The sequence below is a fragment of the Enterobacter sp. PTB genome (genome assembly GCF_051130085.1).
GTDB lineage: Bacteria > Pseudomonadota > Gammaproteobacteria > Enterobacterales > Enterobacteriaceae > Enterobacter > Enterobacter ludwigii.
The window spans coordinates 138,048-159,762 of the sequence record NZ_JBDKEE010000009.1; the positions used below are offsets into that span (position 1 = coordinate 138,048).

19 protein-coding genes are annotated in these 21,715 nt (G+C 56.0%); 6 read left to right on the forward strand and 13 right to left on the reverse strand.

What is annotated here, in order from left to right:
- Positions 1-7 precede the first annotated feature (7 nt).
- Complete coding sequence (malQ, locus tag AAIR21_RS13495) at positions 8-2,089, forward strand: 4-alpha-glucanotransferase (protein WP_025202852.1); 2,082 nt, start codon at positions 8-10, stop codon at positions 2,087-2,089.
- Between the two features lie 52 nt (positions 2,090-2,141).
- Here malQ and gntT read toward each other — a convergent pair whose 3' ends face one another.
- From gntT to gntX, 3 genes are all read right to left on the reverse strand, one after another.
- Complete coding sequence (gene gntT / locus AAIR21_RS13500) at positions 2,142-3,458, reverse strand: gluconate transporter (protein ID WP_014171973.1); 1,317 nt, start codon at positions 3,456-3,458, stop codon at positions 2,142-2,144.
- Between the two features lie 307 nt (positions 3,459-3,765).
- Entirely contained in the window at positions 3,766-4,341 is a 576-nt protein-coding gene (gene nfuA, locus AAIR21_RS13505) for a Fe-S biogenesis protein NfuA (RefSeq protein ID WP_003861601.1), read from the reverse strand.
- 61 nt (positions 4,342-4,402) lie between these two features.
- On the reverse strand, positions 4,403-5,086 hold the full coding sequence (gene gntX / locus AAIR21_RS13510; protein ID WP_020884567.1) for a DNA utilization protein GntX: 684 nt from the start codon (positions 5,084-5,086) through the stop codon (positions 4,403-4,405).
- 36 nt (positions 5,087-5,122) lie between these two features.
- Here gntX and bioH point away from each other — a divergent pair, with 36 nt between their 5' ends.
- Both bioH and AAIR21_RS13520 read left to right on the forward strand, forming a co-directional pair.
- A complete protein-coding gene (gene bioH / locus AAIR21_RS13515) occupies positions 5,123-5,896 on the forward strand; it encodes a pimeloyl-ACP methyl ester esterase BioH (RefSeq protein ID WP_183516892.1) in 774 nt (257 codons plus the stop codon).
- A gap of 111 nt (positions 5,897-6,007) precedes the next feature.
- Positions 6,008-6,277: a YdgH/BhsA/McbA-like domain containing protein gene (locus AAIR21_RS13520; protein ID WP_025202855.1), complete on the forward strand. Its 270-nt coding sequence runs from the start codon at positions 6,008-6,010 to the stop codon at positions 6,275-6,277.
- Between the two features lie 30 nt (positions 6,278-6,307).
- On the opposite strand, the gene feoC is transcribed toward AAIR21_RS13520, so the two are convergent.
- From feoC to greB, 5 genes are all read right to left on the reverse strand, one after another.
- On the reverse strand, positions 6,308-6,547 hold the full coding sequence (feoC, locus tag AAIR21_RS13525; protein ID WP_014171968.1) for a [Fe-S]-dependent transcriptional repressor FeoC: 240 nt from the start codon (positions 6,545-6,547) through the stop codon (positions 6,308-6,310).
- Positions 6,548-6,557: 10 nt separating this feature from the next.
- Positions 6,558-8,876, reverse strand: a complete 2,319-nt coding sequence (feoB, locus tag AAIR21_RS13530) for a Fe(2+) transporter permease subunit FeoB (RefSeq protein ID WP_014171967.1) — start codon at positions 8,874-8,876, stop codon at positions 6,558-6,560.
- A 30-nt stretch (positions 8,877-8,906) separates the two neighbouring features.
- A complete protein-coding gene (gene feoA / locus AAIR21_RS13535) occupies positions 8,907-9,134 on the reverse strand; it encodes a ferrous iron transporter A (RefSeq protein WP_020884570.1) in 228 nt (75 codons plus the stop codon).
- 292 nt (positions 9,135-9,426) lie between these two features.
- The gene (locus AAIR21_RS13540) at positions 9,427-11,757 is read right to left on the reverse strand and encodes a Tex family protein (protein ID WP_025202857.1); all 2,331 of its coding nucleotides are present in this window, start codon (positions 11,755-11,757) and stop codon (positions 9,427-9,429) included.
- 88 nt (positions 11,758-11,845) lie between these two features.
- Positions 11,846-12,319, reverse strand: coding sequence for a transcription elongation factor GreB (greB, locus tag AAIR21_RS13545; RefSeq protein ID WP_014171964.1), 474 nt, complete (start codon positions 12,317-12,319; stop codon positions 11,846-11,848).
- Positions 12,320-12,551: 232 nt separating this feature from the next.
- Between greB and ompR the strand changes: the two genes are divergently transcribed.
- Positions 12,552-13,271 carry an osmolarity response regulator transcription factor OmpR gene (gene ompR, locus AAIR21_RS13550; protein WP_006177890.1) on the forward strand — a complete coding sequence of 240 codons (720 nt, stop codon included), beginning with the start codon at positions 12,552-12,554 and terminating at the stop codon, positions 13,269-13,271.
- A complete protein-coding gene (gene envZ, locus AAIR21_RS13555) occupies positions 13,268-14,614 on the forward strand; it encodes a two-component system sensor histidine kinase EnvZ (protein WP_014171962.1) in 1,347 nt (448 codons plus the stop codon). The genes ompR and envZ overlap by 4 nt, the downstream gene beginning before the upstream one ends.
- A gap of 48 nt (positions 14,615-14,662) precedes the next feature.
- On the opposite strand, the gene pckA is transcribed toward envZ, so the two are convergent.
- The 5 genes from pckA to AAIR21_RS13580 form a co-directional block, all read right to left on the reverse strand.
- Positions 14,663-16,282 (reverse strand): phosphoenolpyruvate carboxykinase (ATP), encoded by a 1,620-nt coding sequence (gene pckA / locus AAIR21_RS13560; protein WP_183516893.1) that lies wholly within the window; start codon positions 16,280-16,282, stop codon positions 14,663-14,665.
- 353 nt (positions 16,283-16,635) lie between these two features.
- Positions 16,636-17,514 carry an Hsp33 family molecular chaperone HslO gene (gene hslO / locus AAIR21_RS13565; protein WP_014171960.1) on the reverse strand — a complete coding sequence of 293 codons (879 nt, stop codon included), beginning with the start codon at positions 17,512-17,514 and terminating at the stop codon, positions 16,636-16,638.
- A gap of 24 nt (positions 17,515-17,538) precedes the next feature.
- Positions 17,539-17,940, reverse strand: a complete 402-nt coding sequence (gene hslR, locus AAIR21_RS13570; RefSeq protein ID WP_020884572.1) for a ribosome-associated heat shock protein Hsp15 — start codon at positions 17,938-17,940, stop codon at positions 17,539-17,541.
- Complete coding sequence (gene yrfG / locus AAIR21_RS13575; RefSeq protein WP_183516894.1) at positions 17,937-18,620, reverse strand: GMP/IMP nucleotidase; 684 nt, start codon at positions 18,618-18,620, stop codon at positions 17,937-17,939. The genes hslR and yrfG overlap by 4 nt, the downstream gene beginning before the upstream one ends.
- Before the next feature lie 67 nt (positions 18,621-18,687).
- Positions 18,688-20,823: an intracellular growth attenuator family protein gene (locus AAIR21_RS13580; protein WP_032679110.1), complete on the reverse strand. Its 2,136-nt coding sequence runs from the start codon at positions 20,821-20,823 to the stop codon at positions 18,688-18,690.
- Positions 20,824-21,149: 326 nt separating this feature from the next.
- Here AAIR21_RS13580 and nudE point away from each other — a divergent pair, with 326 nt between their 5' ends.
- Positions 21,150-21,710 carry an ADP compounds hydrolase NudE gene (nudE, locus tag AAIR21_RS13585; protein WP_014171956.1) on the forward strand — a complete coding sequence of 187 codons (561 nt, stop codon included), beginning with the start codon at positions 21,150-21,152 and terminating at the stop codon, positions 21,708-21,710.
- The last annotated feature ends 5 nt before the right edge of the window (positions 21,711-21,715 follow it).

A 21,715-nucleotide genomic window follows, 5' to 3' on the forward strand; every position in this document is an offset into this window, starting at 1 on the left:
AAGCGCGATGGAGAGTAAACGTCTGGACAGTGCCGCGCAGGCGGCGGGGATCAGCCTCAGTTACATTAATGCTCACGGCAAACCACAGTCTATTGGCGCCGACACCAAAAGACGTTTGCTGGATGCCATGCACAAGACCGACGCGAAAGCGTCGGTTGCGCCGGTGCCGAACGTGAAGGTGTTTACCGCCGGTAAAAAGATGCCGCTTACGGTAAACGGGCGCGGCGAATTTAGCTGGCTGCTCACGACCGAAGAGGGGCAACAGCACAAAGGCCACGCCACCGGTGGCAAAGCGCTTAACCTTCCGGCAAAACTGCCGGAGGGCTATCACACGTTAACCCTCACGCAGGACGACCAGCGTTTTCATTGTCGGGTGATTGTTGCGCCAAAACGCTGCTATGAGCCGCAGGCGTTGCTCGAGGGTAAAAAGCTGTGGGGGGCCTGCGTACAGCTCTACACGCTGCGCTCTGACAGCAACTGGGGTATCGGCGATTTTGGCGACCTGAAAAAGATGCTGGCGGATGTGGGCGAGCGTGGCGGTGCGTTTATCGGCCTCAACCCCATTCATGCGCTCTATCCGGCGAACCCGGAAAGTGCCAGTCCGTACAGCCCGTCATCCCGTCGCTGGCTGAACGTGATTTACATTGACGTGAATGCCTTAGACGATTTCAAAAGCAGCAAAGAGGCGCAGGCGTGGTGGAACCTCACGACCACTCAGCAGGCGCTGAAGCAGGCGCGCGAGACGGACTGGGTAGACTATGCCACCGTCACCGCACTGAAAATGGCCGCGTTACGTCTGGCGTGGAAAGGTTTTTCGCAGCGTGATGACGAGCAGATGTCGGCTTTCCGCCAGTTTGTGGCCCAGGAAGGCGAGAGCCTTTACTGGCAGGCGGCGTTCGATGCCTTGCACGCTTATCAGGTAAAAGAGGACGAAATGCGCTGGGGCTGGCCGGTATGGCCGGAAGCGTATCAATCTGTCGATACGCCCGAAGTGCAGGCGTTCTGCAAAAAATATGCTGACGAGGTGGATTTCTTCCTCTGGCTGCAGTGGCTGGCTTACAGCCAGTTTGCCGCCTGCTGGCAGGTGAGCCAGGGCTATAAAATGCCGATTGGCCTGTACCGCGATCTGGCCGTTGGCGTGGCGGAAGGCGGGGCGGAAACCTGGTGTGACCGTGAGCTTTATTGCCTGAAGGCCTCCGTGGGCGCACCGCCGGATATTCTTGGTCCCCTCGGCCAGAACTGGGGTTTGCCGCCGATGGATCCGCACGTCATGGCTGCGCGGGCTTACGAGCCGTTTATCGACCTGCTGCGCGCCAACATGCAAAACTGCGGCGCGCTGCGAATTGACCACGTGATGTCCGTCCTGCGTCTGTGGTGGATCCCTTATGGTGAAACGGCTGACCACGGCGCGTATGTACAGTATCCGGTTGACGATCTGCTCTCGATCCTGGCGCTGGAGAGTAAACGTCATCAGTGCATGGTGATCGGCGAAGATCTCGGTACCGTGCCGGTTGAGATTGTCAGTAAGCTCCGCGACAGCGGTGTTTACTCCTATAAAGTGCTCTATTTTGAAAACGACCATGAGAAAACCTTCCGCGCGCCGAAAGCGTACCCTGAACAGTCAATGGCAGTCGCGACGACGCATGACCTTCCTACGCTTCGTGGCTATTGGGAAAGCGGCGATCTGACACTCGGTAAAACGCTGGGTCTGTATCCGGATGAAGAGGTCTTACGTGGGCTGTATCAGGATCGCGAGCTGGCGAAGCAAGGGTTGCTTGATGCGTTACACAAGCATGGCTGCCTGCCGAAACGCGCCGGGCATAAGGCATCACTGATGTCGATGACGCCTACGCTCAACCGCGGATTGCAGCGCTATATTGCCGACAGCAACAGTGCCCTGCTGGGTCTGCAGCCGGAAGACTGGATTGATATGGCGGAGCCGGTAAACATTCCGGGCACCAGCTATCAGTACAAGAACTGGCGTCGCAAATTGTCCATCACGCTTGAGAAGATGTTTGCCGATGACGGGGTGAACAGGCTGATTAAGGATTTGGATAAGCGCAGAAAAGCGGTGGGTAAAACGCGGTAGTCTCGCAGAGAGAAGAAAGCCGGGTAAGCGCAAGCTACCCGGCTTTTTGATATCAGATAACCATGTTCAACAGCAGAACCCCGACCAGACCACACACCGAAATAATGGTTTCCAGTGCAGACCAGGACTTGATGGTTTCACCGATAGTCAGGTTGAAATATTCCTTGAACAGCCAGAAGCCCGGATCGTTCACGTGAGAGAAAATCACGCTACCGGAACCTACCGCGATAACCATCAGCTCAGGGCTCACGCCCGTCGTCGCAATCAGCGGTGCAACGATACCACCGGCGGTGATTGCTGCAACGGTTGCAGAGCCGAGCGCGATACGCAGCACCGCAGCGATAGACCACGCCATCAGCAGCGGTGACACATTGGTTTCATGCATCATGGCCGCGATGTATTTATCCACGCCGCTGTCGACCAGCACCTGCTTGAACGCACCGCCACCACCGATAATCAGCAGCATCATGGCAATGATTTTGATGGAAGAGGTCAGCGTATCGTTAATCTGATCCATTGAACGACCACGGTTCAGGCCGAAGGTGAACATCGCAATCAGCACCGCAATCAGCGTCGCCATCACCGGGTCGCCCAGGAACTCGGCAACGGACAGGAACGGGTGGCCTTTTGGCAGGATCATTTCCGCCACGGCACGCATCGCCATCAGGATGACCGGCACCAGAGAGGTCCAGACGCTGACGCCAAAACCAGGCATCTCTTCTTCCGTGAAGGTTTTCGCGCTGTACAGACCTTCCGGGATAGGCTTATCAATCCCTTTCAGGAAGCGGGCATAAACCGGGCCGGCCAGGATCACCGTCGGGATTGCCAGAATCGTACCGAACAGCAGGGTTTTACCCATATCGGCATGGAAGATGGTGGCGATCGCGGTTGGACCCGGGTGTGGTGGCAGGAAACCGTGCGTAACGGACAGCGCGGCGGCCATCGGTACACCGACATACAGCAGTGGAATGTTCGCTGCCGCTGCGATGGTGAACACCAGTGGCAGCATCAGCACGAAGCCCACTTCATAGAACAGTGCGAAACCGACGGTAAACCCGGTTAACACAACCGCCCACTGGATATTCTTCTTACCAAATTTGGCAATCAGCGTGGTGGCAATACGCTGGGCGCCCCCACAGTCTGCCAGCATTTTGCCGAGCATAGCGCCGAAGCCCATGATCAGTGCCAGGCTACCGAGCGTGCCGCCGACACCGGCTTTAATGGAGCTGATGACTTTCACCAGCGGCATCCCTTGCATCAGACCGACTGCAAGTGCCACCAGAACCAGAGCGATAAACCCGTTCATTTTGAAACGGATCATCAAGAGCAGTAATAACACAACACCGATAGCAACGATGACTAATGGCATGATTTACCTGGCCTTTGAATTGTTATGGGTAACGTCATTGTTTCAACGACAAATTCCGATTGTCCCAACTGGGAACAGAGTGTTAACGGCACTAATACTGTTGCCTTGGAAACTATTAAGTTTAGTCGGCTGTTATGAAGGTGCTTAGTGCCCACGAGAATGATACGGGTAACATGTCGTGGTTGAGAATCACCCTGGGGGGCTAAATTTGAATTATGAGACGCAGGTCAACATATGGGGAGGCAAGGCAGGGAGGGGAAAACAGGCCCGGTAAGCATAGCGCCACCGGGCAAAAGCAGGCGGACGCTTAGTAGTAAGAGTGCTCGCCGCGCTGGTGTTCGGTCAGATCGCGCACACCTTTCAGTTCCGGGAATTCGTTCAGCAGCTGCTTCTCGATCCCTTCTTTCAGCGTGACATCAACCATTGAACAACCGTTACAACCGCCACCGAATTGCAGGATCGCCAGGCCGTCTTCAGTGATTTCCATCAGGGAAACACGACCGCCGTGGCCCGCCAGCTGTGGGTTGATCTGAGACTGCAGCAGGTACTCGACGCGCTCCATCAGTGGGGCATCGTCAGACACTTTACGCATTTTGGCGTTTGGCGCTTTCAGGGTCAGCTGAGAACCCAGCTGATCGGTGACGAAGTCGATCTCCGCATCTTCAAGATACGGTGCGCTCAGCTCATCAACGTAAGCCGTGAGCTGTTCAAATTTAAGGGCAGTGTCAGTCGCTTCCACTGCGTCCGGAGGACAATAAGAGACACCACATTCTGCATTCGGAGTGCCTGGATTGATCACAAACACGCGGATCTGCGTCCCTTCTTCCTGATTTGCCAGCAGTTTGGCAAAGTGCGCTTGTGCAGAATCGGAAATACGGATCATAGCTTTGGCCTAATAGTTGACTAAATTACCTGGGTATAATCATACGCCCATTGAAGAAGGGCTACAAGGTACGGCACAGACACCATACCTGAACCGACGCGGCGCCGCTTTGCAAAAGCAGTCGGGAAAGTTCAGCAACGGTACTGCCTGTGGTGACGACATCATCCACAATCGCGATATGGAGGCCTTTGACCGGGAATTCAAGACGAAAGGCATTTTTGAGGTTCCTTTTGCGAAGCCGGGCCGTGAGCTGATGCTGGATGGCCGTATTATGGACGCGTTTGAGCGCACGTGCGTCGTAACGGCAACCGAGCCATCGCGCGAGCGGGCGGCAAAGCAGGTCACTTTGGTTGTAGCCGCGTCGCCAGTGTCGGCGACGGTATAAAGGCACGTTGACCACCATGTCGATGTTCGGCAGGCCGCGGGTGCGTCGCGCCTGTAAAACGGCCAGCAGTAACAGGCGGGCGAGGGGACGCGCCAGCACACTCTGGCCGGCAAACTTCAGCGCATGTATAAGGCCGCTTAACGGCGCAACATAATCATCCACAGCCACCAGGGCACACCACGGCGGCGCTTTTTTCAGGCAGCGGCCGCAGGGAACGTCTCGCCCGGTGGCATTTAGCCCACACTGCGGACACGTCATCGCCTGCCTTTTCAGCGAGCGGGTGCAAACGGAGCAGACGCCCCATGCGCTGAGGGCAAGCGGCATCCGGCATAGCCAGCACAAGCCAGGCACTGTTAACATGTGCAACCTCCATGTGAAAAAAGAGAACAGTAACTGATGAAGACGCTGTGGTGGCAGACCGTAGGGACGGGAAATTGCCATCTTGTGCTGCTGCACGGATGGGGCCTGAATGCCGAAGTATGGAATTGCATAACCGGGGAACTCGCCTCGCAATTTACCCTGCATCTGGTGGATTTACCGGGCTTTGGCCGCAGCCGCGGCTTTGGGGCAATGTCGGTCGAGGAGATGGCGCAGCAGGTGCTGGACGCTGCGCCGCAACACGCCATCTGGCTGGGCTGGAGCCTGGGCGGGCTGGTGGCGAGCCATATTGCGTTGACCCATCCCGAGCGCGTGCGTGCGCTGGTCACGGTAGCCTCGTCACCGTGCTTTAGTGCAAAGGACGACTGGCCGGGCATAAAACCGGATGTGCTTGCCGGGTTCCAGAAACAGTTGAGCGAAGACTTCCAGCGGACCGTTGAGCGTTTCCTGGCCCTGCAGACAATGGGAACCGACACCGCGCGTCAGGATGCCAGAGCGCTGAAGCAGACCGTGCTTTCCCTGCCGATGCCGGACGTTGAGGTGCTTAACGGGGGGCTTGAGATCCTCAAAACCGTCGATTTGCGTGAGCCGCTGGCCGCGCTGGCGATGCCGCACCTGCGTATCTACGGCTACCTCGACGGGCTGGTGCCGCGCAAAGTGGTTCCAGTGCTGGATTCACTCTGGCCACAAAGTGAGTCTCTGGTGATAAACAAAGCCGCGCATGCGCCGTTTATCTCTCATCCGGCGGAGTTTTGTTCAGCGCTCGTTGCGTTAAGTCAACGTTTAGACTGATTATTTTCTATCCAGCCTGGAAAAAGTTTCACACCGCAACCATACTCCAGATGTCGTTGCGGTTGTTCTGCCTACGATAATCAAAACAACAATCCTATGGAGAGTCAGGCTATGAAACTTGTTACAGGTATCGTCACTTCTCTGGTTATTGGGTCACTTTCATTTGGCGCCTTTGCGGCACAAGAGCTGGAAAAAGATAAAGTTGCCGGGATGAATCTGACCAAAGTTGGTGAGATTTCTACGTCTGACACGACCGCGCCGATGGACGCCAAAAAAGAGCTGTCTAAGAAAGCGGATGAGCTGGGTGGGAAGTACTACGTCGTCACCAGTGCAGAAAAACAGACCAAAAACGTGCGCGCAACGGCGGACGTCTATAAGTAATACGATAATGCCGGGCAGCGATGCCCGGCTTTATGCGCGCAGTGCCCACCACTCTCTGAGGCAGGCTTTTCCTTCCGGGCAGCTTTTACAACTGCCGGACAGGCAGCCCTCCGCCTCTTCCTGAATACGCACCGCTTTTCCCATGGCTTCCAGTCTTTCCAGCATGGCATCGATCATCGGCTGCGGCGTATGCAGGGTGAGGCTTAGCTGTTTCGCCTCCATTCGCCCTTGTAACGCCAGCAGGTCACGTACCTGAATCAACGATGCCATGGCTTACCCCTTAGTGACAGTCGCCCGCCGGGCTGTTGCAGCAGGTGGCAGCCGTTTTGCGGTTTGCCAGCAGGTTGATATCAACCCGGCTGCGTGCCCGGCGTAGCAGGCCGAGAACGAGCACGTTAAACAGCACAACCGCCAGGATGCACACCAGGCTATACCGCGGGTGCTGGCTAAAGTTAACGGTCTGATAAAAGAGCGTCGCCAGCGAGTAAGCGATGTTGAGCCCCCACAGAATGGAGAAGCCCATCCAGCCACGGCTGGACTCGCGGGCAATCGCGCCCATGACGGAGATGCACGGAATATAGAGCAGAACAAAGATGAGGTAGCTGTAGGCCGCAGAGGCGCTACCAAATTTCTCGCTCATCACGCCCATGGCACCCGTTGCCATTTCGCCGTCACCTTTACTGGCCTCGATAGGGTTCGCCAGCACGCTCAGACTGAAGGTGTCTTTCAGGCTCTGCCATGTCTCTTCGACGGCACCCAGCAGTTCGTTACCGAGATGAAACTCTGCCGGATTGAACGCTTGCTCCTGGATGTTCTCCGCGGTGTAAAGCGTATTCAGGGTCCCGACGACCACCTCTTTCGCCATCGCACCGGTGAACAGACCGACGGTCGCCTGCCAGTTATCGTCATGGACGCCGATCGGTTTGAAGACCGGGGTTATGACGCGGCTGACGGAGGCGAGGGCGGAGTCGTTGATGTTATCCGCAGCCTGTCCGCTCAGGGTGAAGCTGTTCAGCGCGCTCAGGAAAATACTCACGATAACAATCACTTTACCGGCACGCAGGACGAAGCCTTTCAGGCGCTGCCAGGTCTGGATCACCAGGCTTTTAAGATGGGGGACGTGGTAGACCGGCAGTTCCATAACGAACGGCGACGCTTCGCCGCGCATGATGGTGTGTTTCAGCATCAGCCCCGTGAGAATGGCCATGACGATACCCAGCACGTACAGCGAGAAGACCGCCAGCGCCCCCTGCTGCCCAAAGAAGGCCGCGGCAAAGACCGCGAAGATAGCCAGTCGCGCACCGCAGGACATAAACGGTGCCATCATAATGGTCATCAGACGTTCACGCGGCGCATCCAGCGTACGGGCACCCATAACCGAGGGCACGTTACAGCCGAAGCCCACGATCAGCGGCACGAAGGATTTGCCTGGCAGACCGAGCGCCTGCATCAGGCGATCCATGACGAAGGCGGCGCGCGCCATGTAACCGGAATCCTCAAGGAAGGAGAGGAACAGATACATCATGCCGATTTGCGGCACCAGAGGCAGTACGGTGTTGATACCACCGCCAATCCCCTGGGCAAGGAAGATGGTCAGCCATTCCGGGAAATGCAGGGTGTAACCCACCCACTGAATGCCATGAACAAAGATAGCAACGGAACCGGCATCGAAAATCGGCTGGAGTGCGCCACCAATGTTAATGGCGAGCAAGAACATCAGGTACATCACCAGCAAGAAGACCGGCAAACCGAGGAAGCGGTTAAGCACAACCTTATCCACGGCCGCGGTGAAGCGGCTCGGTTCCGCCGTCAGGGCGTTACTGACCACGTCGCAAATCGCGGCGATGGCCTGATAGCGAGCATCAGCGATATGCAGGGCCGGGTCATCCAGCTCGTCGCTCAGACGGGCGAGGACCACGTCCAGTTTATCTGCCGCATGACCAGCATAGGCGCGGCTGTAGATATCCCCTTCCAGCATTTGCAGGCCGAGCCACAGGCGCTGTTTCGCGGGCATGCTTTTGTCCATCTCTTGCGCCAGCAGATCCGCTTCGCGCAGGAGCGGCTGGGCGTAGTGCACCAGCTCAACGTTACGATTTCCCGCGTGGCGATCGATAGCCAGTTTCAGGGCATCAATACCGCGGGCGCGCGTCGACACCAGCGGAACGACCGGGCACCCCAGCCGTGCGGAGAGGGCATCGACGTCGATACGCAGTTTCTGTTTCTCTGCAATGTCGAGCATGTTGAGCGCCACGATGCAGGGAATGCCCAGCTCCAGCAGCTGCAGCGTCAGGTAGAGGTTACGCTCAAGGTTTGAGGCATCAACCACGTTGATGAGCAGATCCGCGTCGCCGCTAAGAATATAGTGGCAGGCAATCTGCTCATCGAGCGAAGTTTGCGAGGAGATCGTGGTTAAGGAGTACGTGCCGGGCAGGTCAACCAGCGTGACCTGGTGATCTGTTGTTGAGAACAGGCCTTCTTTACGTTCAACCGTTACGCCAGCCCAGTTACCGACGCGCTGGCGCGCACCCGTGAGCTGGTTAAATAGCGTTGTCTTGCCGGAGTTAGGATTGCCAATTAAGCCAATAGTTAATTTTTTCATTTTTCTGGACTCACTGAAACCGCTGGCTTGTTATCGGGATAAGGCTTCGACTTCTATTAATGCGAGATCTTTTTTACGCAATACCAGATTTACGCGTCGGGTTTCGATATGCACCGGATCACCTAACGGGGCGACGCGCACGACCTGAAATGACGAGCCGGGCAGCATGCCCAGCGACAGCAGCTTTTGTCGATAGGCTGGGCTAATTTCGTGGGTAAAACCGGTAATTTTCCATGCACTGTCTGGAGTGAATTGCATAATGCCTGATTCCACGAGAGGTTAAAATATCTACTATGGGATGATAATGAGAATAGTTTTTATCAGCAATAATAAAACTGTGACGGAATGTTGTTTGCGGTATTAATTTACGGCCTGTTTGACCTTGCTCAATATTTACTGATTCTGCGGCAGGGAGAGGAACGGCTTATTTGTTAATAGTGTGATCACTGATAGTTGAAATATAGATATACAACCGGTTTCATATTTTACAATTAATTTCGGCGGGATAACGGCCCGATGAGTGACGTATCACCGGGCCTTTTTTATGCGGTTAGCGTTTCTTACCCATTGCTGCCGCCAGTGCATCCATCATGGCGCTGTTGCCCGCAGGCTGGGCGTCACGTCCGCGTGGCTTCGCCGCTTTTGCCGCCGGGCGCTGCTGCTCGCGACCGCCGCCGTTACTGCCGCGGCGCGCGTTGGTTTCACCTGGCTGCTCGTCCAGACGCATCGTCAGGGCGATACGCTTACGCTGCAGATCCACTTCCATCACCTTCACCTTCACAATGTCGCCCGCTTTGACCACGGTATGCGGATCTTCAACGAATTTATCGGCAAGGGAAGAGATGTGGACCAGACCGTCCTGGTGCACGCCGATATCGACAAACGCGCCAAAGTTGGTGACGTTAGTGACCGCCCCTTCGAGTACCATGCCCGGAAGCAGATCATTCATGGTTTCAACGCCGTCGGCGAAGGTCGCGGTTTTAAACTCAGGACGCGGATCGCGGCCCGGTTTTTCCAGCTCTTTGATGATGTCCGTGACCGTCGGCACCCCGAACTGTTCGTCGGTAAAATCGACCGCCTTCAGGTTGCGCAGCGCGCTGCTGTCGCCCATCAGGTCTTTCAGCGCCTGCTGGGTTGCGGCCAGAATGCGTTCCACTACCGGGTACGCTTCCGGGTGAACGGTTGAGGCATCCAGCGGGTTATCGCCGTGGTTGATGCGCAGGAAGCCCGCACACTGCTCAAACGCTTTTGGCCCCAGACGGCTCACCTTCAGCAACTGCTGGCGGTTCTGGAACTGGCCGTTTTCATCACGCCAGGCAACGATGTTTTGCGCCATCATGCGGGTTAAGCCCGCCACGCGGGTCAGCAGGGGAACAGAGGCCGTGTTCAGGTCAACGCCGACGGCGTTTACGCAGTCTTCCACGACCGCATCCAGCTTACGGGCCAGCTGAGTCTGGCTCACGTCATGCTGATACTGGCCGACGCCGATGGATTTCGGGTCGATCTTAACCAGCTCCGCCAGCGGATCCTGCAGACGACGGGCGATAGAAACCGCACCGCGCAGGGAAACGTCCAGGTCCGGGAACTCCAGGGCGGCCAGTTCAGACGCCGAATAGACGGAAGCGCCCGCCTCGCTGACAATCACTTTCTGTGCGGTGACTTTCGGGAACTGTTTCTGCACGTCGAGGTAGAAACGCTCGGTTTCACGGGAGGCCGTACCGTTGCCGATGGCTACCAGCTCCACGTTGTATTTCTCGCACAGCGCCGCAACCACGACGGCAGCCTTCGCCGCCTGGCCGGTATGCGGATAAATGGTGTCGGTAGCCACCAGCTTGCCGGTACCGTCAACCACGGCCACTTTTACGCCGGTACGCAGACCCGGATCGAGACCCATGGTGGCGCGCAGGCCGGCAGGTGCGGCCATCAGCAGGTCGTGCAGGTTACGGGCGAAGACGTTGATTGCTTCGTCTTCGGCGCGTTCACGCACGGTGCCCATCAGTTCGGTTTCGAGGTGCATTAGCACCTTGATGCGCCACGTCCAGCTCACCACGCCTTTGCGCCAGCTGTCTGCCGGCGCGTTGTTCAGGCGAAGGCCGAGGTGGTCGATAATGATCTGCTCGCAGTGGCTCTCTTTTGGTGGCTCGTCAAACTGTGGATCGGCATTCAGGGAGAGCTGGAGCACGCCTTCGTTGCGGCCGCGGAACATCGCCAGCGCGCGGTGTGAAGGGGTGGTAGAGATGGGTTCGTGATGATCGAAATAATCGCGGAACTTGGCGCCTTCTTCCTCTTTCCCGCTGACCACGGTAGAGACGATGTGGGCGTTTTTCCACAGATAGTCACGCACTTTCGCGAGCAGGGCGGCATCTTCGGAGAAACGCTCCATCAGAATATAGCGCGCGCCGTCGAGTGCGGCTTTGGTGTCTGCGACCCCTTTATCGGCATCGATAAACTTCGCGGCTTCGGTTTCCGGGTCGTGGGACGGTTCGTTCCACAGCAGTTCGGCCAGCGGCTCCAGGCCTGCCTCAATGGCAATCTGTCCACGGGTGCGGCGCTTCGGTTTGTACGGCAGATAAAGGTCTTCGAGTTCGGTTTTGCTCAGGGTGCCGTTGATTGCGGTTTCCAGCTCGCTGGTCAGTTTTCCCTGTTCGCCGATGGATTTGAGGATCGCCTGACGACGGTCTTCCAGTTCACGCAGGTAACCGAGACGGGTCTCCAGGTTACGCAGCTGCGTGTCATCCAGACCGCCGGTGACTTCCTTACGATAACGTGCAATAAACGGCACGGTGTTCCCTTCATCAAGCAGGCGAACGGCAGCTTCTACCTGTTCGGCTCTGGCCTGAAGTTCACCCGCAATAATGCGGCAGAGCGAATCTTTCATCATGGCTTTATCATCTGTTGAGTCGAAAAAATCAGGGGATAGTTATACGGGCTGACACGGCAAAATGCCAGCCGCGGAGGGCGCTCTCGGACTATTTAACGTACGTAATTTCGTTGACGTACCAGCTGGCTTCGCCGCCAGGGGTCTGCACGACGGCCAAATCGCCCACTTCCTTTTTCAGCAGCGCACGGGCCATTGGTGAGTCGATAGAGATGTAATCCTTACGACCAAAAATTTCGTCATAGCCGACGATACGAAAACGCAGGGTGTCGCCATCGTCGTTCTCAATCTCGACCCACGCGCCGAAAAACACTTTGCCTTCCTGCTGTGGGGAGTAATCCACTATTTTGAGGTTCTCAAGGCATTTGGTCAGATAGCGGACCCGGCGGTCGATTTCACGTAACCGTTTTTTGTTGTACTGGTAGTCAGCATTTTCACTGCGATCGCCCAGGCTTGCGGCCCAGGTCACTTTTTTGGTCACTTCAGGACGCTCTTCGCGCCACAGGTAATCCATCTCTTTTTTGAGTTTCTCATACCCTTCGCGGGTGATCAGGGGCGTTTTCATGGGGTGACCTTAAGACTCGACATCATTGCATTCTTTGCGCACATTACGTATCACGTAGTCTAACAGACAACGTTAATAATGATTTATGTGATGAAATGTGCAGATAAGCTGCTGTTAAATATGCTTTGTAACAATTTCGACTAGAATTTATACCAGAATTAGCTGGTCGAACACGTGCACTTTTTTAGAATACGCTGTTATTAGACTATCCGAACCTTTGGGAGTACACACAATGCAAGAGAACTACAAAATTCTGGTCGTGGATGACGACATGCGCCTGCGTGCGCTGCTTGAGCGTTATCTGACCGAGCAGGGCTTCCAGGTTCGTAGCGTGGCCAACGCTGAGCAGATGGACCGTCTGCTGACCCGCGAATCATTCCATCTTATGGTACTCGACCTGATGCTGCCTGGTGAAGACGGGCTTTCCATCTGCCGCCGTCTGCGTAGCCAGAGCAACCCTATGCCGATCATTATGGTGACGGCGAAAGGGGAAGAGGTTGACCGCATCGTTGGTCTGGAAATCGGCGCTGACGACTACATTCCAAAACCGTTCAACCCGCGTGAACTACTGGCCCGTATTCGCGCCGTGCTGCGCCGTCAGGCGAACGAACTGCCTGGCGCACCGTCGCAGGAAGAAGCGGTGATTGCGTTTGGTAAGTTCAAGCTGAATCTCGGTACCCGTGAGATGTTCCGTGAAGATGAACCTATGCCGCTCACCAGCGGTGAGTTCGCGGTGCTGAAAGCGCTGGTCAGCCACCCGCGTGAGCCGCTTTCACGTGACAAGCTGATGAACCTGGCGCGCGGCCGTGAATACTCCGCAATGGAACGTTCCATTGACGTGCAGATCTCCCGTCTGCGCCGCATGGTGGAAGAAGATCCGGCGCATCCTCGTTATATTCAGACCGTATGGGGTCTGGGCTACGTGTTTGTCCCGGACGGCGCTAAAGCATGAGGCGAATGCGCTTCTCTCCGCGAAGCTCATTTGCCCGTACGCTGTTACTGATTGTCACCCTGCTGTTCGTCAGCCTGGTGACAACCTATCTGGTGGTGCTGAACTTTGCGATCCTGCCGAGCCTCCAGCAGTTCAATAAGGTTCTGGCATACGAAGTGCGAATGCTGATGACCGATAAACTGCAACTGGAGGACGGCACGCAGTTAGTTGTTCCCCCGGCGTTTCGCCGTGAAATCTACCGTGAGCTGGGTATTTCGCTTTACTCCAACGAAGCGGCAGAAGACGCTGGCCTGCGCTGGGCGCAGCATTATGAGTTCCTCAGCCAGCAGATGGCGCAGCAGTTAGGTGGCCCGACGGAAGTGCGCGTTGAGGTCAACAAAAGCTCGCCGGTCGTCTGGCTGAAAACCTGGCTGTCACCCAATATCTGGGTGCGCGTCCCGCTGACCGAAATTCACCAGGGTGACTTCTCACCGCTGTTCCGCTACACCCTTGCCATTATGCTGCTGGCGATAGGCGGCGCGTGGCTGTTTATTCGTATACAGAACCGACCGTTGGTCGACCTGGAGCACGCTGCGCTGCAGGTCGGTAAAGGGATTATTCCTCCGCCACTGCGTGAGTACGGCGCCTCAGAAGTGCGTTCCGTGACGCGGGCCTTTAACCATATGGCGGCCGGCGTGAAGCAGCTGGCAGACGACCGTACGCTGCTGATGGCGGGCGTGAGTCATGACCTGCGCACGCCGCTCACGCGTATCCGTCTGGCGACGGAGATGATGGGCGAAGAGGATGGTTATCTTGCGGAGTCCATTAACAAGGACATCGAAGAGTGTAACGCCATCATCGAGCAGTTCATTGACTACCTGCGTACCGGGCAGGAGATGCCGATGGAGATGGCCGATCTGAATGCGGTACTCGGTGAAGTGGTCGCGGCGGAAAGCGGCTACGAGCGGGAAATCGATACCGACCTGCAGGCCGGAGAAATTCAGGTGCGGATGCACCCGCTTTCCATTAAACGTGCGGTGGCCAATATGGTGGTTAACGCGGCCCGTTATGGCAATGGCTGGATTAAAGTCAGCAGCGGGTCTGAGCTCAACCGCGCCTGGTTCCAGGTCGAAGATGACGGTCCGGGCATTAAGCCAGAGCAGCGTAAGCATCTGTTCCAGCCGTTTGTGCGGGGCGATAGCGCGCGCAGTACCAGCGGAACCGGCTTAGGCCTGGCGATTGTGCAGCGTATTGTGGATAACCATAACGGCTTGCTGGAGATTGGGACCAGTGAGCGGGGCGGTTTAAGCATTCGCGCATGGTTACCGGTGCCGGTGACGCGCGGGCAGGTGAGAGAGAGTTAAAAAAGGGTGGCAAAAGCCACCCTTTTTTTTTGCAGGTCGGGTCAGCTGTTACAGCTTCGGACCCGCACTCACCAGCGCTTCACCTGTCGGGGTATCGGTATACTTCTCGAAGTTCTCAATAAACAGTTTCGCCAGCGATTCTGCTTTCTCACGCCACTGCTCCGGTGAACCGTAGGTATTGCGTGGGTCGAGAATACGGGTCTCTACGCCCGGCAGCGCCGTCGGGATTGCCAGATCAAACATCGGCAGCGTGAAGGTTTCGGCGTTATCGAGTGAACCATCCAGAATGGCGTCGATAATGGCGCGGGTATCTTTGATGGAGATACGTTTGCCGGTGCCGTTCCAGCCGGTATTCACCAGGTACGCCTGCGCACCGGACGCCTGCATGCGTTTGACCAGCACTTCCGCGTACTGCGTCGGGTGCAGCGACAGGAACGCTGCGCCGAAGCAGGCGGAGAAGGTTGGCGTTGGCTCCGTCACGCCGCGCTCGGTACCGGCCAGTTTGGCGGTAAAACCAGACAGGAAGTGGTACTGCGTCTGGCTGGCGGTCAGGCGGGATACCGGAGGCAACACGCCGAACGCATCTGCCGTCAGGAAAATCACCTTCGTCGCGTGGCCCGCTTTTGACACCGGCTTCACGATGTTGTCGATGTGGTAGATAGGGTAAGACACGCGGGTGTTTTCGGTTTTCGAAGCATCGTCGAAGTCGATCGTTCCATCGGCACGTACGGTGACGTTTTCCAGCAGCGCATCGCGGCGGATGGCATGGAAGATATCTGGCTCCGCTTCTTCAGACAGGCGAATGGTCTTCGCGTAGCAGCCCCCTTCGAAGTTAAACACGCCGTCATCATCCCAGCCGTGCTCGTCATCGCCAATCAGACGACGTTTCGGATCGGTAGAAAGGGTGGTTTTACCGGTGCCGGACAGGCCGAAGAACACCGCCACATCCCCTTTTTCACCGACGTTTGCCGAACAATGCATGGAGGCGATACCGCGCAGCGGCAGCAGATAGTTCATCACCGAGAACATCCCTTTCTTCATTTCGCCGCCGTACCAGGTACCGCCGATCAGTTGAATACGCTCGGTCAGGTTGAAGGCGATGAAGTTCTCGGAGTTAAGACCCTGCTCTTTCCACTGTGGGTTCGTGCATTTCGCCCCGTTCATCACGATGAAGTCAGGGGTGAAATCCTGCAGCTCTTTGTCGTCAGGACGAATAAACATGTTTTTCACGAAATGCGCCTGCCAGGCCACTTCAGTGATAAACCGCACGGAAAGACGGGTGTCGGCGTTAGCGCCGCAGAAAGCATCAACGATAAACAGACGCTTGCCGGAAAGTTGATGGGTAACGAGCCCTTTCAGATGCTGCCAGGTTTCCGGAGAGAGCGGTTTGTTATCGTTCTTCCCTTTGCCTTTATCAGCCCACCACAGTGTGTCGCGGGTGGTCTCGTCTCGGACGATGTATTTATCTTTCGGCGAACGACCGGTAAAGATACCGGTATCGACGGCGATAGCACCAAGGTTAGTCAACACACCTCGCTCGTATCCTTCCAGTGCTGGATTGAGCTCTTCCTGATACAGCGTATCGTAATCGGGGTTGTAGACGATTTCCTGGACGTCGTGAATACCATAAGCCTTGAGATCTTGCGGGGTTAAACCAGTAACACGCATATCACTGCTCCTTAGCCAATATGTACTGTCTGAAATTGTAGGGTTTTTGTGAGGTTGTTAACCGCGACGGGGCTCATAGATTTACGCATCTGGACAAAACCCTTACTAACGGAAAACGCTGCGACTCCAGTCACAGGGCAGGCGGATTATCGCAGGAATCGCTTTTTGGTTGGGGAAAATGTTCCGAAAAGGTTAATGGCTGGTGATTTTATCGGAAGGAATGTGAATGTAATCGCATACACGTAAGAAAATTACGTAAGAGTTACAGTGTTAAAAACGATTCAGCCAGAGAGGGCTTTTTTGCACTTTGCCCTCTCGCAAAAGGGAGAGGGCAAGGTGAGGGCAGGCTTTGCTTAGTGGACCTGAGGATCCGCCGGGGAGGCGTTGTTGCGGATCTCAGCAATATCCATCGAATTGAACACGTAGTGCGTACCGCAGTAGTCACAGTGCATATCGATTTCGCCGTCTTCCGCCATGATGCTGTCGATCTCTTCATCCGGCAGCGTCTTCAGCGCACCAGCGCAGCGTTCACGTGAACAGGTGCACTTAAATTCCACCGACTGTGGGTCGTAAACCGTCACTTCTTCTTCGTGATAAAGACGCCACAGGACATCGGTCGCCGACAGGGTGAACAGCTCTTCTGCTTTGACGGTTTCCGTCAGGGTCGCGAGGTGCTCGAAGTCGTTGGTCTGCGCGTCCTGCGCAGGCAGAACCTGCAGCAGCATACCGCCAGCAGCAGGCTGACCGTCTACTTCACCGGTGCGGATGAACAGACGCGTCGGCAGCTGTTCTGAACGCATGAAGTAATCTTCCAGGCAGGCCGCCAGCGTATCGCCTTCGAGGCCAACCACGCCCTGATAGCGCTCACCTTCCTCCGGGGAGATGGTGATGACCAGATAGCCATTACCCACCAGCGTTTTAAGGTCCGCGTTTTCAGGAACATCGCCCTGTACGCGCGCCACGCCGCGCATCTGCTGCTGGTTATTACCGTTGATGACCGCCAGGGTCATAGGGCCATCACCCTGCAACTGCACGGTGATATCCCCGGCAAATTTCAGGGTGGCAGTCAGCAGGCTGGTGGCAACCAGCAGTTCGCCCAACAGGGTTTTCACCGGCAGCGGGTAGTTGTGGTTTTCCAGAATCTGTTTCCAGGTTTCGGATACGGTGACCAGCTCGCCGCGCACGGCGAATTGTTCAAACAGATAGCGGTGTAATTGGTCGTGTTGGGCCATAATAGTCTCTCGTGCAGGTGAGGGTTACTCGGTCTCACCGTGTTTAAATTTCATCAGATCGCGGCGCTCTTTTTTATCCGGACGCCGGTCCGGGTGGGGCATTGTCAGCGCATTCATTTTGCGCGCCAGCGCGGTCTTCTCGCGTTTTTCAATGCTCTCAGCCGTCTCTTCATACAGCAGGACGGCTTCGGTTGCGGGCCGTCGTTGTTCAGTAATGGCTTTAATCACCACGGTACGTTCATCGTTGCCCTGACGCAGCGTTAAGGTGGCATTCAGTTCGACCAGCTTGCTCGGTTTGCTGCGCTGGCCGTTGTAATGCACTTTACCGCCGTCGATCATGTCGCGGGCAAGGGCGCGCGTTTTATAAAAACGGGCCGCCCACAGCCATTTATCCAGTCTTACCCCTTCAGAGGGTTTTTCTTTCATGGCCTCTCCTTCACGGTCAGTGAGGGGATCATCTGGCGATAGTCGTTCAGCCCCGGATGGCGCAGATAGCTTTTTTCAGCCAGGCCAGAGTCAGGATTGGTAACGCCCAGACAATAGCGAATGCCAAACCTGGCCGCGGAATCCAGAATAGGCTCGCTGTCATCAATAAACAGCGTGCGTTCCGGCTGCAAACCGGTCTCTTCCGCCACCGCATGCCACAACCGCTGATCCTCTTTCGGATAACCAAATGTGTGGGTGGAAAGTAATAAATCAAGGTGCGAAGCAAGACCCGTATGCTCCAGCTTCACGGCCAGATTGTGAGGATGGGCGTTGGTCAGCAAGATACGGCGCTTGCCGCTCGCTTTCAGCGCATCCAGAAAAGGCACGGTATCCTCACGCAGTACGGCGCGCGGGCCCTGGGCGGTGGTCATGGCACAAATATCCAAACCGAGGCGCTCGCTCCAGTAGTCAAGACAGTACCAGTTTAGCGTATGCTGCACCGCGCTATATTGCGAGCGAATGAATTCCTTCGCTTCTGCCGGGGAGATCCCCTGCTGTTCACCATAGGTTTCCGGAACCAGCTTTTGCCAGAAATAGTTATCAAAGGCGAGATCGAGCAGCGTGCCGTCCATATCCAGCAGAACGGTATCAACCTCCTGCCAGGCGATATCAAGATGCATAAGGGGGAACTCCAGCCTGAAGAAACGTGCGCGACAGGGTAGCACATCTTGTCGCGCATCGACGTTATCAGATCAGGCTCTCAGAGGAGGGGATCAGCTTAGGGTTAAGGCAATTTTCGTAATACTGCTGGATGTCGGCAAGCCTGGTACGAGAGCGCTGATAGCGACGCAGCGCCATAAAACCGTTCCAGCAAATGCATACCAGCATCGCAATCATCAGCAGCGAGGTGCCGATGTAGCGCCACAGGCCTGCGCTGTCCGGCATGCGGTGCAGGCCGATGTGGCGCGTGCCGTTGGCATCGGTAAAGATACTCGTCACAATCCCTTCTGCGCTAAACGGCGTCTGCATCAACATCTGCGCCAGGCGCTGGAACTGGCCCCACTGTTCCTGAGCCGGGTAGTCATAAAGTGCGACCTGCGGGTATGGCTGATCGACCAGGTCGCTCCCTTCATCACTGACGATCACAAAGCCGCCCGGTGCCGGGCTGTTCAGCGCCTGCGCCGCGCGGGTGGTTTCGCGCATCACGAAGGGTGCGGTTGACGTGGCGACCAGATTATCCAGCGACTCGGCGCTGACCGGACGCAGCAGCACGTTAACGCCATCCAGCCGGCCCGCTTCCGCGCGTTTCACCAGCGAATCCCAGTCTTTACTGTTACCCAGGTTCACAAGGGCGTTTTTGAGACGTACGCATTCGTCCTGAGCGGAACACAAATCCTGTGTTTTCAGAACGATGTCACCAAAGTCGTCCAGAAGCACCATCCCCGATTTCTGAATGGCCGAGCGCAGGGCAGGGCTCACGCGTGAGTCGTCATCGGGTTTTGGGTGCAGCTGGCGGTTGACCGTCTGGGTAAGCGACGTAGCTTTATTGACAACCTCAGATTCAGGCAGCGGCAGCGGAGGCGCGTCATTCCAGATAATTTGCGAGCAATCGAACGGCATGAACGGCGAGCTCTGACGCGTATTCCATGCGCCAGGCGTATGAATGTTACACATCCCGGTGCCCTTCAGGCGCAGCGTATCACCGACCCGCACGCCAGCCTCGTCCAGTTGGTTGACGCTGGTTGCCTCAATGGTTTGCGCCCCTTTTATCCATGACAGGGTAAATTTAATGGGCATATCCAGCGGGACAAACAGCAGAAGCATGATAAACACCAGCGCTGCCCCCCCGGCAATGACCGCACTGCGTAACCAGTGCTGAAGCGGGAAATTTTTTACTTCATCATGCAGGGATAAAAAGCGCCCCTGGCGCACCACATGGCGGTCAAGGTAGATATCGATATCGGTTTTCTGCCCTAAATCCTGGGCAATCCACGGCTGCCAGTGGCGCGGGTAGATAAGATCGATAATACCAAGCGAGATATTATTGAGGTGCTCCTGGTCACTCTCACCGAACAGACCCCAGCGCTTAGGAGTACCGCGCAGGCAGTGGATCTCACGTAGCGAGGTTTTTGCCGGCGGGGCAAAGAGCCCCCACAGCCCGGCTGCCAGCAACAGCACCGCACCGCCAGCCAGCCATGGGACAAACACATCCGGCGTCAGCAGGCAGATGAAAAAGAGCAGGAACGCGGCCACGATCAGAATCGCTTCGCGAATCCCGTCAGGGCGGCTCAGGGCGTACTCTTCATGCGTCTCCTGGCGAATGTTCAGCAGCTCGATCTGCTCTGTCTCTTCGCCACGAATGGAGGCCTGCGTTGAGCTTGCGCGTTCCAGCGCAAAACGCGGGGCTTCCTGAAGATATTCATTCAACGTATGGCCGTTGAGTGAGATAACCAGCGGCAACGAATCGGTATGGATCAGCTCTACGCTGTTTTCGTCATTAATGTACTGCTCCCAGGACGGGGGCAGATGCACTTCAACCGAATCCAGGTAATAGCGCCATTTATTGGGATCGTCTGTGGTGATGCCATAGCGGGTGATGGAGCGCGTCACACTGAGCACTGTGTCACTTTGCGCATTTAACTTGAGCGCCACCGGCGCAGCAGTTGCCCCCGTCGGCCCAGGTGTTAACTGAGAACGGTTCAGTGTTTCGAGATAGTTTTCTACTGCATCGCGCTCTTCTTGCGTCAGTTTACGCGTCGTCGCACCGGCAAAGGCGTTTAAAAAGGGCAGCCGGTAACGACGCCTTACGCGACGCCTGTATACCCACCCTGCAACCAATGCGCCGGCCAGCATAGCAGCGAGAACAATCAAAATGGTGCTCATGCTTTCCCCATCTTACTTATCTTCTTACAGGTGTAGTCAGTAGCACCTTTAACATTGAATGAGAGTCTGTGGTTGGCTATCGGCAAGTATGGAGTCGAACTTGAGCATTCTGAAGCGCATCCCAGTGACCGATGATGATAGCAAAGCCTGTTATGGCGCGATATCAGCAAATTCCTGGAAACATTTCAACTTCTTGACATTTGTTTTGAATTGAGGATTGATTCCTGTTACGTTGCATAAATGTAAATACAGAACAATTGACATTGCCGAAACCGTGCGGCGTATCGCACAATAAAGCCAGTTCCCACTGCTAAGACCCCATCACGATGAGCAAACCACTACAAAAACCCACCATTCTGAATGTTGAAACAGTCGCAAAATCGCGCCTGTTTAATGTCGAAAGTGTGGATCTGGAGTTCAGCAACGGTGTGCGTCGCGTTTACGAACGTATGCGCCCTTCTTCGCGCGAAGCGGTGATGATTGTTCCTGTCGTCGACGACCATCTGATCTTAATCCGCGAGTATGCCGTGGGAACCGAATCTTACGAACTTGGGTTCTCGAAAGGGCTCATCGATCCGGGTGAAACGGTCTTTGAGGCGGCCAATCGCGAGCTGAAAGAAGAGGTCGGTTTTGGCGCGAACGAACTGACGTTCCTGAAAAAACTGAGCATGGCACCCTCCTATTTTTCCAGCAAAATGAACATTGTGGTTGCTGAGGATCTCTATCCAGAATCGCTGGAAGGGGACGAGCCGGAGCCACTGCCACAGGTTCGCTGGCCGTTGGCCCATATGATGGACCTGCTTGAAGACCCTGACTTTAACGAGGCCCGCAACGTGAGCGCGCTGTTCCTGGTACGCGAATGGCTGAAGGGGCAGGGGCGGTTATAACAGCC

Bases quoted from the DNA above. Each gene is read 5' to 3' on its own strand.
- malQ (WP_025202852.1), top strand. From the start codon at position 8: ATGGAGAGTAAACGTCTGGACAGTGCCGCGCAGGCGGCGGGGATCAGC.
- gntT (WP_014171973.1), bottom strand. From the start codon at position 3,458: ATGCCATTAGTCATCGTTGCTATCGGTGTTGTGTTATTACTGCTCTTG.
- nfuA (WP_003861601.1), bottom strand. From the start codon at position 4,341: ATGATCCGTATTTCCGATTCTGCACAAGCGCACTTTGCCAAACTGCTG.
- gntX (WP_020884567.1), bottom strand. From the start codon at position 5,086: ATGTTAACAGTGCCTGGCTTGTGCTGGCTATGCCGGATGCCGCTTGCC.
- bioH (WP_183516892.1), top strand. From the start codon at position 5,123: ATGAAGACGCTGTGGTGGCAGACCGTAGGGACGGGAAATTGCCATCTT.
- AAIR21_RS13520 (WP_025202855.1), top strand. From the start codon at position 6,008: ATGAAACTTGTTACAGGTATCGTCACTTCTCTGGTTATTGGGTCACTT.
- feoC (WP_014171968.1), bottom strand. From the start codon at position 6,547: ATGGCATCGTTGATTCAGGTACGTGACCTGCTGGCGTTACAAGGGCGA.
- feoB (WP_014171967.1), bottom strand. From the start codon at position 8,876: ATGAAAAAATTAACTATTGGCTTAATTGGCAATCCTAACTCCGGCAAG.
- feoA (WP_020884570.1), bottom strand. From the start codon at position 9,134: ATGCAATTCACTCCAGACAGTGCATGGAAAATTACCGGTTTTACCCAC.
- AAIR21_RS13540 (WP_025202857.1), bottom strand. From the start codon at position 11,757: ATGATGAAAGATTCGCTCTGCCGCATTATTGCGGGTGAACTTCAGGCC.
- greB (WP_014171964.1), bottom strand. From the start codon at position 12,319: ATGAAAACGCCCCTGATCACCCGCGAAGGGTATGAGAAACTCAAAAAA.
- ompR (WP_006177890.1), top strand. From the start codon at position 12,552: ATGCAAGAGAACTACAAAATTCTGGTCGTGGATGACGACATGCGCCTG.
- envZ (WP_014171962.1), top strand. From the start codon at position 13,268: ATGAGGCGAATGCGCTTCTCTCCGCGAAGCTCATTTGCCCGTACGCTG.
- pckA (WP_183516893.1), bottom strand. From the start codon at position 16,282: ATGCGTGTTACTGGTTTAACCCCGCAAGATCTCAAGGCTTATGGTATT.
- hslO (WP_014171960.1), bottom strand. From the start codon at position 17,514: ATGGCCCAACACGACCAATTACACCGCTATCTGTTTGAACAATTCGCC.
- hslR (WP_020884572.1), bottom strand. From the start codon at position 17,940: ATGAAAGAAAAACCCTCTGAAGGGGTAAGACTGGATAAATGGCTGTGG.
- yrfG (WP_183516894.1), bottom strand. From the start codon at position 18,620: ATGCATCTTGATATCGCCTGGCAGGAGGTTGATACCGTTCTGCTGGAT.
- AAIR21_RS13580 (WP_032679110.1), bottom strand. From the start codon at position 20,823: ATGAGCACCATTTTGATTGTTCTCGCTGCTATGCTGGCCGGCGCATTG.
- nudE (WP_014171956.1), top strand. From the start codon at position 21,150: ATGAGCAAACCACTACAAAAACCCACCATTCTGAATGTTGAAACAGTC.